General features: G+C 62.2%; 10 protein-coding genes. 5 read left to right on the top strand and 5 right to left on the bottom strand.

Going from position 1 to position 11,278, the window contains the following annotated elements:
* The first annotated feature begins 13 nt into the window (after positions 1–13).
* The 4 genes from LEPTO7104_RS0123860 to LEPTO7104_RS0123845 all read left to right on the top strand — a co-directional run bounded on the left by LEPTO7104_RS0123860 (position 14) and on the right by LEPTO7104_RS0123845 (position 3,926).
* Positions 14–523 carry an SLOG cluster 4 domain-containing protein gene (locus LEPTO7104_RS0123860; RefSeq protein ID WP_017301110.1) on the top strand — a complete coding sequence of 170 codons (510 nt, stop codon included), beginning with the start codon at positions 14–16 and terminating at the stop codon, positions 521–523.
* A gap of 241 nt (positions 524–764) precedes the next feature.
* Positions 765–1,040: a DUF7219 family protein gene (locus LEPTO7104_RS0123855; RefSeq protein WP_017301109.1), complete on the top strand. Its 276-nt coding sequence runs from the start codon at positions 765–767 to the stop codon at positions 1,038–1,040.
* Positions 1,041–1,394: 354 nt separating this feature from the next.
* Entirely contained in the window at positions 1,395–3,635 is a 2,241-nt protein-coding gene (locus LEPTO7104_RS0123850) for a glycosyltransferase (RefSeq protein WP_026073022.1), read from the top strand.
* A gap of 45 nt (positions 3,636–3,680) precedes the next feature.
* Positions 3,681–3,926: a hypothetical protein gene (locus LEPTO7104_RS0123845; RefSeq protein WP_017301107.1), complete on the top strand. Its 246-nt coding sequence runs from the start codon at positions 3,681–3,683 to the stop codon at positions 3,924–3,926.
* Positions 3,927–4,128: 202 nt separating this feature from the next.
* On the opposite strand, the gene LEPTO7104_RS0123840 is transcribed toward LEPTO7104_RS0123845, so the two are convergent.
* The gene (locus LEPTO7104_RS0123840; protein WP_017301106.1) at positions 4,129–5,403 is read right to left on the bottom strand and encodes a cyclic nucleotide-binding domain-containing protein; all 1,275 of its coding nucleotides are present in this window, start codon (positions 5,401–5,403) and stop codon (positions 4,129–4,131) included.
* A 97-nt stretch (positions 5,404–5,500) separates the two neighbouring features.
* On the opposite strand from LEPTO7104_RS0123840, the gene LEPTO7104_RS0123835 reads away from it, so the two are divergent.
* A complete protein-coding gene (locus LEPTO7104_RS0123835; protein ID WP_155523747.1) occupies positions 5,501–6,058 on the top strand; it encodes a hypothetical protein in 558 nt (185 codons plus the stop codon).
* A gap of 234 nt (positions 6,059–6,292) precedes the next feature.
* Here LEPTO7104_RS0123835 and LEPTO7104_RS0123830 read toward each other — a convergent pair whose 3' ends face one another.
* From LEPTO7104_RS0123830 to secF, 4 genes are all read right to left on the bottom strand, one after another.
* Positions 6,293–8,488 (bottom strand): caspase family protein, encoded by a 2,196-nt coding sequence (locus LEPTO7104_RS0123830; RefSeq protein WP_196358145.1) that lies wholly within the window; start codon positions 8,486–8,488, stop codon positions 6,293–6,295.
* 18 nt (positions 8,489–8,506) lie between these two features.
* On the bottom strand, positions 8,507–9,688 hold the full coding sequence (gene sat, locus LEPTO7104_RS0123825; protein ID WP_017301103.1) for a sulfate adenylyltransferase: 1,182 nt from the start codon (positions 9,686–9,688) through the stop codon (positions 8,507–8,509).
* 221 nt (positions 9,689–9,909) lie between these two features.
* Positions 9,910–10,281 carry a hypothetical protein gene (locus tag LEPTO7104_RS0123820; RefSeq protein ID WP_017301102.1) on the bottom strand — a complete coding sequence of 124 codons (372 nt, stop codon included), beginning with the start codon at positions 10,279–10,281 and terminating at the stop codon, positions 9,910–9,912.
* A 25-nt stretch (positions 10,282–10,306) separates the two neighbouring features.
* Complete coding sequence (gene secF, locus LEPTO7104_RS0123815) at positions 10,307–11,278, bottom strand: protein translocase subunit SecF (protein ID WP_017301101.1); 972 nt, start codon at positions 11,276–11,278, stop codon at positions 10,307–10,309.

The following is an 11,278-nucleotide window of genomic DNA, read 5'->3' as shown; positions in this document are numbered from 1 at the left end:
TAACCATAACCCTATGGCTCGAATTATTGTCGGCATTATGGGGCCAGGGGCCACGGCGACCCCCGCCCACCTAGAGACAGCCTACGCCCTGGGCTATGCCATGGCCTCTACCGGATGGGTTGTGCTGACGGGCGGCCGGGCCGTGGGGGTGATGGCGGCGGCCTGCCGGGGCGCCAAAGCCGCAGGCGGGTTGACCATCGGGGTGCTGCCGTCCGCTGACGGGGCCGAAATGTCAGACGCCGTTGACATTCCCATTGTGACGGGGCTGGGCGATGCCCGCAACGCCGTCAATGTGCTGTCGAGTCGGGCCGTGGTCGCCTGTGGGCTAGGCCCCGGTACCGCCTCTGAAATCGCCCTGGCCCTCAAGGCCCAGCGACCTGTAATTCTCATGGCCATGCCGCCCAATGCCGCTGCCCTATGGCAGAGTTTGGCCACCGGCCCCGTGGCGATCGCAGGTACGGTCCAAGAGGCGATCGCGCAACTTCAGAACTGGCTGGCTCCCCAGGCTGATTCGGCGGGCTAGAGCGCAGCCCACAAATCCTTAACTGCCTTTATAGCTGTAGCCAATCTGGTTAAGACAGGTCTCCTATGAACGTTCAAACGTTTGAACGTTCATAGGGTTTCTGGATCTCTTAACCAACGTGACTATGGCTATAACTGGCCCTTCGCTGGTGTCGCAGAATACTCCGTCCACTTTGCCAGCGACGCCCGATAAAAATTTATCTAATGTAATCTAAAAGCTATGCCCTCCACCTGCTGGTGCCATGACAGACAAACAACCGTCTTCAAAGGAAAATTTTCTCTTTCCTCGCAGCAAGTACTGGGGCGAGTTTACGCCGCAGCAGCTGGCCTTTAACGCCAACCTGCAGGAGTTTGCCCAGCGGGTTTCCTTTGTGTGCAATTTAGAAACCGGCGGCAAGATGTCGGCCCACGATGCCTACGACGAAATCAAGCGCCTCTGGAAAGATCTGAAGGCGTCTAAGGCTAACCTGCTGGACGCTTTGCCCCCCGAACTGCCGCCAGAGGAGCCAGAGGGGTAGGGCAGATCGGGGGAGCGCTGTTTCCCAAATGCAGTCGCGGCGGCGGCGCCTTTCGGTGCGGGGCGCGTTGGTGTAGTCTGTCTAGAAAAAGCAGATTCAAGCGATATTGCAATCTAAGTTCGACCTCGGCAGGGGTGGCAGTGCCGATTTTTTCAGGCAGACAGCCAAGCTGGGGTTGACTAGGCTGAGTCATAAAAAAACCGTGGTGGTCAGTGGTGAGTCGGGGGTGAGACGGGTTTCTCATCGAACTGTCAGCTATCTCTCACCTCAGGTTTAGGCGATGCGGCGATGGTGCGAAGAGATTGCCTTTTCGCACGCTAGCCCACGAGGCGGTTAACCTATCGGGTTTCCACTATGACATCTGCACCCATCGAACGGAGTCCGTTTCAGCCCCGGCTAGCCACTCTGCTTATGCTTGGCACCCTCGTTGCGGCGGCGGCGATCGCGATCGCCTGGTTTGCGGGAAACGGGGCCATCACCACCATCTTTGCCCAGCTCGACCAGCTGCAACAGCACCCGCCGGTCTGGGCCATGACCCCAATGGCCGTGGGACATTACTTCCTCTACTGGGCCACGGCGCTAATGGCCGTGGTGTGGGGCATCATGTGGGTCTCGCCCCAGCCCACCGCCTGGTCGCGCACTACTGTCGTGGTCATTTTAGCCGTGCTGACGGTGCGATACCTGATCTGGCGCACCACCTCCACGCTCAACCTGAGTACGCCCCTAAACGGGGTCTTTAGCCTGGGGCTGTTTGCCCTGGAGCTGCTGATTTTGTTCAGCGGCCTGGTGCAGCTCTTTTTGCTGCTGCGGGTGCGCGATCGCAGCCGGGTGGCCGAGCAGCTGGCTCAGGTGGTCAGCAGCGGCGCATACTGTCCCTCGGTGGCGGTGCTGATTCCCACCTACGACGAGCCAGAATTTATTCTGCGGCGCACCATTATTGGCTGCCAGGCCATGGAGTACGCGCCCAAAACCGTGTACCTGCTCGACGACACCCGCCGCCCCGCCATCAAGGCCCTGGCCGAGGAGCTGGGCTGCGAGTACCTGACCCGCCCCGACAACCGCCACGCCAAGGCGGGCAACCTCAACCACGCCATTCCCCAAACCCAGGGCGAGCTGCTGGTGTTGTTCGACGCCGACTTTGTGCCCACCAAAAACTTTCTCACCCGCACCGTGGGCTTTTTTCAAGATCCCCAGGTGGCGCTGGTGCAGACTCCCCAAAGCTTCTACAACCCCGACCCGATCGCCCGCAACCTGGGCCTAGAAGACGTGCTCACCCCCGAAGAAGAGGTGTTTTACCGCCAGATTCAGCGGGTGCGCGACGGGGCCGGGGCCGTGGTCTGCGCGGGCACCTCCTTTGTGGTGCGCCGCTCGGCCCTGGAGGAGATTGGCGGCTTTGTCACCGAGGCCGTCAGCGAAGACTTTTTTACCGGCATTCAGCTGGCGGCAAAGGGGTATCGCCTGGTCTACCTGAACGAGAAGCTCAGCGCCGGACTGGCCGCCGAAAACATTGCCTCCCACGCCCTCCAGCGGGTGCGGTGGGAGCAGGGCACGCTCCAGGCCTTTTTTATTCAGTCCAACCCGGTCACTATTCCCGGCCTGTCGCCGATTCAGCGGCTGGCCTACTTTGAGGGGTTGATTCACTGGTTTAGCAGCATTGCCCGGGTGGGTTTCCTGCTGATGCCCTTGGCCTACGCCTTTCTGGGGGTGATTCCCCTGCGGGCCAGCCAGTCGGAGCTGCTGTACGTCTTTCTGCCGTTTTACCTGGTGCAGCTCAGCGTCTTTTCCTGGCTCAACTACCGATCGCGCTCGGCCCTGCTCTCAGACGTCTACTCGCTGGTGCTGGCCTTCCCTTTGGCGATAACGGTGTTTCAGGTGATGCTGCGCCCCTTCAGCAAGGGCTTTAAGGTGACGCCCAAGGGCACGGCCAGCGATCGCTACCACTTCAACTGGTCTTTGGCCTGGCCCCTGGTGCTGGTGTTTGGGCTGACCGCCCTCAGCCTGTGGATTAACCTGGGCCACTGTCTGATGACCATGGACAAACCTGGGGATCACTGGCGGGGCCTGGGGATTAGCTGGCTCTGGAGCGCCTACAATTTGCTCATGCTGGCCCTGGCCCTGCTGATTTTGCTGGATGCCCCGCGGCCCAGCCCCTACGAGTGGTTTAACGTGCAGCGCATTGCCAAAGTTGTAGCGGCGGGGGCAGAGCAGCCCGAACTCTGGGGCGTGACCACCATGATTGCCGAAGTTGGGGCCGAGATCTCGCTGACCAAAGCGGGACAGGTGGACCCCGCCCATCTGATGGCGCAGACGGTGGCGATCGCCCTGGTGGATGAAAATCTACGCCTGTCGGGAACGGTGACCCAGGCTCGATTGCAGGAGGGCGTTCCCGTTATCACCGTGGCGTTTGCCCCGCTGGAGCTGGCCCAGGAGCGCCAGCTCACCGAGCTGCTGTTTTGTCGCCCAGGCCAGTGGGGCAGCCGCTGTTCGCCCAACGAGTTGCAGTCGCTGTGGCTGATTTTCAAATCGGTGCTTTGGCCGCGCTTTTTGTTTGACCGGCAGGCGCAGCCGAAACCAGTGCTGGTGAGCAAGGGCTAGGCCGCTGCCCATGCTGACTGTGTTGCGATCGCCCAGGAGCCTGAAATGGTTATTGTCATTCCGCTAGAAGCGACCGATCGGCTGGTCAGTGTGGCCGAAACCCACGGCCTCAGCCTGCCTGTGCCCCTTAGCAGCGGCTGCGCCAGCTATCTTTCCGCGGAAGAGATGGACACCATCTTGACGCTGCTGATCCCCCTGTCCGCAGACGATGCCGCCGTCGCAGCGCTGATCGACGATCTGAAGGCCTACCAGGCCCAGGCGAAACCGGTGATTCCCTGCGATCCGCGTTAGCAGCAGGGTGAAAACTATACAGAGTCCTATTTGGTTGCACCCGATTTGTAGGGACTTAGCATGCTACGTCCCTACGAGGTTTCTGATTGTGAATCGGGGTTTACCAAATCGGATTTTGTATTAGACGGTACTGTTGAGGTAAACAGAACCCAGGCGATACCCTCGCTGGTGTTGCTCCAGTTTCCTCCACGTCCTTGTTTGTTTAATAGTTCGACGACGACATCCAGAAGCTGACTAAAAATCCGGCAATGGTGGAAAACGTGACCGAGCCACCCCCCATTTCGTAGGCCTCAGGCATCATGGTGCTAGCAATCATAGCCAGAATGGCCCCCCCTGCTGTCGCCTGGGCCACCGCCAGCATCCAGTCGGTGGCGACGTTGACCATCAGGCCTCCCACCATGGCCGCTAGCCCGCTGAGCAGCACCGCCCCGCACCAGAGGGCCAAAATCCGCCGGGCGGAGGTGCCCGCCTGGCGCATGCCCATGGAGCTAGACATGGCCTCGGGAATATTGGAGATAAACACCGCCATTAAAAACGACCCGCCCGTGTGGCCCATACCGGCGTTAAAGCCAATTACCAGAGACTCGGGGATATTGTCGATCAGGGTGCCCACCAGAATGGCCAGGGGGGCGGAGCTCTGGGCCAGTTCTTTAAACTGCTGCTCAGAGATAGGGATATCGACCTCCACGCTGTCGAGCACCTGCCGCCGCCAGTGGTCGTCATCCACCAGAACGGGCTTGGTGGTCGACTGGGTGGTTTCCCGCAGCCGCCGGGCCAGAATGCGGCTCAGCCCGCTGGAGAGCTGGGGGGCGTAGGTGAGCATGGCGTCGAAGTCAGCCTTATCCAGCTCGTACAGCTCCATGGGGGAGAGCGCTCGCACCGTGGCCGATCGCTCTTCGCCGGTCAGCAGGGCCATTTCGCCAAACATTTCCCCAGCGCCCAGGGTGGCCAGGCGCTGCGGGCCTTTCAAAATTTCGGCTTCCCCTTCCACAATTAAAAACATCGAGTCGCCGGGGGCGCCCTCCAGGCACAGCACGGTGCCCGGCTCGACCTGGAGCGGCTTGAGCAGCGGAATAATCGCCTGCATTTCGCCGGGAGAGAGGCTGTGGAGCACCTCAATGTGGCCAATGCGATCGAGCACCTCTGAGGCTTCGTCCTGGCGGTGGTGGTAGAGAAAGCGCCGCGACGACGAGGAGTGGCGAATGAAGCCCCCCTGGTTGTCGATATAGTTGACGATGACGGTAAACAGGCTGCCGCCCAGGGCAAACCCCACCACCAGGGGCAAAAAGCCGCTGCTTTTGTAGGCGGGCAGCGTGATGTCGAAGGCGATGGCGGAAAGCAGGGTGCCGCTGCCAAAGGCCATGATGGCGGCGGTGAGCGATCGCGCTGGCCGCCAGGAAATTCCTAGAGCCGAGCCCACCAGCAGACTAGAGGCACCCAACAACCCTTGCAGTAGCGCGACAAAAGGAACGCTCATTGACAAAATGACCCGGCATTATGACCAGGTTACTGCACAATGCTCCGCTTCCTGGCAAACTAGAGCCTAGGATGTTATGGTCAATGGCCTGTCTGCTATGAACCCACCAGCCCAGCGTCGCCGTCGCCCAGCCCCCGCCCGCCCCAGGCCCCAGCGCCGTTCAGGCCGCTCCGATGGCCGTCGCCCCTCTGCCGGGCTATGGTTCCTGTGCGGGCTATTCTACGCCGCCGCCGGAATGATTTTGGCCGCCCTGGCTGGCCCCTGGGTGTGGCTTGGGGCGGCCCTGGGCGCCATTGTCCAGAGCATGGCCCTGGCGGGTCCCTCTGCGCTACAGCGATTTCGGCGGCTGACGGCCAATCTGCTGGTGCTGGGCAATCTCATCGGGGGCACGGCCCTGGCGGTGGCGCTTTCCGTGGCGCTCAATCATCTAGGTACCGACAACATCGACAATCTCACCATTGGCAGGGCCGTGGTGGAGGTCGTGTTTTATAGCCTGATGGCCGTGGGGCTGGCGGTGCTGTGCAGCCTGGCCACAGCCGCCCTGGGCGATCGCCTGCTGCGCCACAACAAGGGCAGTAAAACCAGCCTTATCTTAGTTGCTACTGTCCTGGCTGGCCTCGGCGTGGGTGGGGCCATCGGGCTGCTGATTGGCTAGCCTGGTGGGCTCAAGCCGCTGGGCCGGGGGTTTAGGGAAAGGGGCTAGTAGACTGGGCGCATCGCTGGGGTGGTTATGGCCAACCGCGAGGGAGCAGGGGAGCGAGGGAGCAGGGGAGCGATTTGCCACGGCGGGCGGACTTCAGCCTTTGAGTACCAGGGGCTGTCATGTTGTTCGGGTCGGGCTTGGCAACGCTGGTGGAATCAGGAGCGCAGCGAGAATTGATGAGACGCCCTAGCCGATGTCGTAGCGGAAGCTCAGGGTGGCCCAGCGATCGTGGTGCAGGGCATAGGAGTCGGCGGTAGACTCGGCGCTTAGATCTTGCAGCAGGGCCTGGGCCAGCCGCAGGGCCTGGCGCACGGGGCGAAAACCCGTACCGATCGCGGGGGGATTGTTGCCCAGCACCGCCAGACACCGCTCTAGGGGTTGCGTACTGAAAATCAGGTGGGTCTCTACCCAAATGGCCGCCCCAGGCATGGACCAGCCAGCCCGATCGGCGGGTAGAGTAAGCACCTGCCCCGGGGCCAGCGGCGTTGCCGCCGGGGGAATTTCAGCGCCATCGGCGGCGAGTTCATCGGGGAGGGTCATCAAGGCCCTGCATTCGCCCCGGCTGTCAAAGCTAATCCACAGCAGGTGCAGGGGCAGAGCTGAGGCATTGGCCAGGCGGTAGCCGATTCGGCCATCGCGGGGCAGCATGATGGGGCCAGCAATGGCCGCCTTCTGGGCCTGCCGAATGGATAGCGGCCAGGTGATGACGGAACTGCGCTCGGTGGTCTGAACCTGTAGCGCACCGGGCTTAGGCTGTACGGCCTCTAGCACCGCCGCAACTCCCACCTGGGACGCCGCATGGTTTTCGGTCAGCCGCACCAGCTTAAGGGCCAGCAGGGTTTGCAGGTAGGGGGTAAGCCGGTTGACCGCTGTTTTCACCGCTTCGTCTTTGGCCAGCATGGTGCCGGGCAGCAGGGTACGGTTGGGGGCAAATAGCCCGTAGCTGCTCTCGGCGGGGCGATCGCTGCCGGATTTGGGCATTGCCTCTGTCATTCCCGGCAGGGCGGCGGTCAGGGTGGGGTAAGGGCCGATGGGCAGGCGGCCAAACAGGCAGTCGGCGGCCTTCTCGCCTGCGGTGACCGAGGTCACTAGCGGAATGCCCGCCAGGGCGCTGGTCGCGTCGACTCGCTCGACCCGCTTTAGCTGGCCGTCGAGGGCCACAATTAAATCAATTCCCTGGGGCAGTCGCCGCACCTGCTCGAAGATAGGACGGCGGGCTAGGGCGGTCAGCGACAGGGCCTCGCTGTCAACGGGCTTAACCACGCCTTTGAGGCCCGTGCGCGACTCCAGACTCAGCAAAACCGCCTGCCCGGCAACGGGTTTGGCCATCAGGCGAGAGCCGGGCTGCAGGTAGCGCAGCACCTGGGACGGCATGCCCCCCAGCCAAACGGCCAGGGGGCGAGTGTCACCGCTGGGCAGCACAACCCCCGCCGCCGCTGGCAGCTGGGGCGGCAGGCTATAGGCCACTGGGGCGAGAGAGGACGGGAGGCGATCGCTGAGGCTGGGCTGCTGGTCGGCCCCCACCCACCGCTGTAGCCGCTGCCCAGCGCGCTGCAGCAAGACCTGGGGGGTTGGGTCAGGCTCTGCTTCCCACAGGCTCTGGGTCAGGGCGTAGGTAAACACCCCGGCGCTAAAGCCCTCCCACTGGCTCTCTAACACCAGCCGCCCCATCTCGGCGGCCCGCAGCACCAGCCCTGGCCAGGGTGCGTCTAGCGCCACCGACGACAGCATCAGGCCCGTCGGCACCGTTGGCCGCGACCTGACGCGAGAATTCCCCCAGCGCAGATAGCCTGCATCCTGGCTACCGGCATCGATGACGGTGGTCAGGTTGGCGGTGGCCAGGGGCCGAAGCTGGGCTATGACCTCAGCTTCAAGCAGATCGCCCAGGGCCGGGTTAATCTCGCTGGGCAGGCGGCTATCGACCGTGACCCAGGCGGCTTGGGTAGAGCTTAGCCCAGTGGATTCGGCCACCCGCACCTGGCTGCCGTAGCCGCTAAAGTGCAGCAGCACCACGTCATCGGCCTTGGCTTGCAAGACCAGGTGCTCGTCGAGGGCGGTCAGAATGTTTTCACGGGTCGCGTCCTGATTGGTCAGGACAACCACATCCCCCGGCTGAAACCCAAAGCGATGCACCAGCAGCTGCCGCTGTAGCTCCACGTCGGTGAGCGAGCCCTTGAGGGCAATGTCTTGAGCGATGCCAGGGTCCAGGACGCGATCGGGATAGGCGTTGATGCCAATTAGCAGGGCCAGCTTCCGGCGGGCGGGCTTGGCCAGGGCTTGGTAGTACTGGTCAGAGCTGGCTAGCAGCGCAGCTCCACCCAACCCTAGCGCCCCCAGAGCCAGGCCCGTCTGCTGCAAAAACGCCCGTCGCTTTAGTGTCACCGAGTTGATCGCATCCTACTAGCTGATGGCTTCGGGAATTCGCATGGCTTTGGCCAGCTCCGCCGCCACCTCGGGCCGAGAAAACTCTGGCGGGGGCAGCTCACCCCGGCGCAGCATTTCCCGCACTTTAGTACCCGACAGGTGAATCCGCTCGTCTTTAGTGCTAGGGCTGGTTTTAGAGGTTGCCATGCCCCCGGTGCGGGTGCAGTAAAAGGCGTGCTCAAACTTCATTGGCACAATACCCAACTCCGCTGGCTCAAACTCATCGAAGATATGTTGAGCGTCGTAGGTACCGTAGTAGTCGCCCACCCCAGCGTGGTCGCGGCCCACGATGAAGTGGGTGCAGCCGTAGTTCTTGCGGATCAGCGCGTGGAAAATCGCTTCCCTAGGCCCAGCGTACCGCATTGCGGAGGGATTGATCGCAAGAATCACCCGATCCTGGGGGAAGTAGTGCTCCAGCATGATTTCGTAGCAGCGCATGCGCACGTCGGCGGGAATATCGTCGGATTTGGTGGCCCCCACCAGGGGGTGCAAAAACAGGCCATCGACGGTTTCCAGGGCGCACTTTTGAATGTATTCATGGGCCCGGTGGATGGGGTTGCGGGTCTGAAAGCCTACCACGGTCTTCCAGTTGCGATCGCGGAACATGGCCCGCGAGGCCGCCGGGTCAATCTGGTAGGCGGGGAACAGGGGATGGGGGTCGCGCTGCAGCAGCCACACCGGACCAGCCAAATTCACCGCCCCCTGGTCGTAGACCACCTTGACGCCGGGGTGGTTCTCGTCGTCGGTGCGGTAGACATTGACGGCCTCGCGGGTTTTGTCGTAGGCGTATTTTTCCTCCAGTTCCAAGATCCCCACAAAGCGACCGCTGGGGTCGTCCAGCCGCACCAGACTGCCCTCCTGCAGCGGCGCAGCGGTCGCTTCGCTGACCGACAGCGTCACCGGAATGGCCCAGGGTAGACCGCTGGCCAGGCGCATATCGGTCACCACAGGATCGTAGTCGGCTTGTCTCATAAAGCCATTTAGGGGGCTAAAGCCGCCGATGGCAATCATCACCAGGTCAGAAAAGGCCCGCTCGTCCAGACTCACCCGAGGGAGGGAGTCGGCTTTCTCTGCGAACAGGGCGTTCTGCTCGGGGGTCGCCAGGCGATTGATCAGGGTGCCGCCGTGGGGGGCGATGCCGTCTTTCTGTAAAGTCATTGAGATACCGCTACCTTCTGCTGTTAAATGAGGTGAACAAGGAGATTGTGGAGGTCGGCCTGCCCCTGGCTAGCCCAACTAACCCCGATTACCCACCGGAGAACCGGGGTTAATCTTACCATTCTATGAAATTACATCCCGGTCCCAATGTCACTGGGGTCGAAGGGCAGGTGAGCGCCCGGGCCTTTTCTGCTCTGCCTGGAGGGCGGTCAGGGGGCGAGTCAATCGCGGTGAATTTGCTGCCAGAGAGGGTGTGATGGGCCTTGGGCGGTGATGCGATCGCACAATCTTTCCAGCCGCTGTCGCTCGGCCCTGGTCATGCCCCACAGAATGTAGCGGCTCTCGGCCACCAGCAGCGCCACCGTGAGGCCCACGCACAGCCCCAGGCCGACCGCCGCAGGGCGGTTGTAGGCCAGGCTCAGGCGTACCGCAGACCAGGTGAAATACTGCCGGAGGCGGGCGATATCGGGGCGCAGGCTCCACAGGCTGAGGGGGGCCACCGTCAGCCACAGCAGACCGCTGATGGCCCACCAGCGGCGCAGCATAATCGCCCGCAGACGCTCTAGGGGGGCAGGGTAACTGGGGGTGCCCATGGCCAAGTCCTTTAGCTTTGGGTGTCTAGATTTGGGTTTCGGGTTGGGGATCGGCCCCCTCGGCCTGGCTGCTGTAGGCATGGCCGGTGCGCTCTCGCCACAGGGCCAGCAGCGAACTGGCGATAAAAATACTGGAGTAAGACCCGGCCACGAAGCCCACAATCAGCGCCAGGGCAAAATATTTGAGGGTCTGACCGCCAAAGATAAAGATGGCCAGCAGGGGCAGAATCGTGGTCAGCGAGGTGTTGATGGAGCGGGCCAGGGTTTGGTTGACGGCGCTGTCAACAATGTCGTTGATGTGGCCGCCGGGGTTGAGCTTCATATTCTCGCGGACGCGATCGTAGATGACCACCGTGTCGTTGACCGAAAAGCCCACAATGGTCAACAGGGACACAATGAATAAGCTGTCGACCTCGACCCCCAGCACCAGGCCCAAAATGGCGAACACCCCAGACGTCACAATCACATCGTGGGCCAGGGCCAGAATCGCCAGCAGGGCATAGTCGAGCTTAAAGCGCAGGCTGAGGTAGGCGACAATGCCCGCAAAGGACACCATCAGGGCCAGCAGCCCCGACACCAGCAGCTGCTTACCGATCACCGGCCCCACCGAGTCAATCTGGGTGGAGCTGGTGTCAAAAGGGCCAATGGCTTTGTCCAGGGCACTTTGTAGGCTAGTGCGCTCATCGACATTGAGGTTGCGGGTGCGAATGGAGATCACCTGCTGGTCATCGCCCAGGACTTGAATACTGCTGGAGTCCAGCCCCTGCTGCCCCAACACCTGCCTGACCTCGGTCAGATCAATGGCACCGCTGCAGCTGCTGGTCGTAACGCAGGCCCGGCTCAGCTGGAGCCGAGTCCCCCCGGCAAAATCGAGGCCGGGCTTGAGGGGGGCGCCAAACTGCTGCCATGAAATAGCCATGGCCACCAGGCTAGCCAGCACAAAAGACCCCGAAATGGCCCACCAGAGACCGCGCTGCTGAATAATGTTGAGCTTCAT

Source organism: Nodosilinea nodulosa PCC 7104, from assembly GCF_000309385.1.
GTDB lineage: Bacteria > Cyanobacteriota > Cyanobacteriia > Phormidesmidales > Phormidesmidaceae > Nodosilinea > Nodosilinea nodulosa.
The sequence above is the reverse complement of the archived record's forward strand: the minus strand, read 5'-3'. Positions and strand labels throughout refer to the sequence as shown.

Excerpts from the sequence above, each read along its gene's own strand:
- LEPTO7104_RS0123835 (WP_155523747.1), top strand. The coding sequence starts at position 5,501 with ATGAACCCACCAGCCCAGCGTCGCCGTCGCCCAGCCCCCGCCCGCCCC.
- LEPTO7104_RS0123855 (WP_017301109.1), top strand. The coding sequence starts at position 765 with ATGACAGACAAACAACCGTCTTCAAAGGAAAATTTTCTCTTTCCTCGC.
- sat (WP_017301103.1), bottom strand. The coding sequence starts at position 9,688 with ATGACTTTACAGAAAGACGGCATCGCCCCCCACGGCGGCACCCTGATC.
- LEPTO7104_RS0123850 (WP_026073022.1), top strand. The coding sequence starts at position 1,395 with ATGACATCTGCACCCATCGAACGGAGTCCGTTTCAGCCCCGGCTAGCC.
- LEPTO7104_RS0123845 (WP_017301107.1), top strand. The coding sequence starts at position 3,681 with ATGGTTATTGTCATTCCGCTAGAAGCGACCGATCGGCTGGTCAGTGTG.
- secF (WP_017301101.1), bottom strand. The coding sequence starts at position 11,278 with ATGAAGCTCAACATTATTCAGCAGCGCGGTCTCTGGTGGGCCATTTCG.
- LEPTO7104_RS0123820 (WP_017301102.1), bottom strand. The coding sequence starts at position 10,281 with ATGGGCACCCCCAGTTACCCTGCCCCCCTAGAGCGTCTGCGGGCGATT.
- LEPTO7104_RS0123860 (WP_017301110.1), top strand. The coding sequence starts at position 14 with ATGGCTCGAATTATTGTCGGCATTATGGGGCCAGGGGCCACGGCGACC.
- LEPTO7104_RS0123840 (WP_017301106.1), bottom strand. The coding sequence starts at position 5,403 with ATGAGCGTTCCTTTTGTCGCGCTACTGCAAGGGTTGTTGGGTGCCTCT.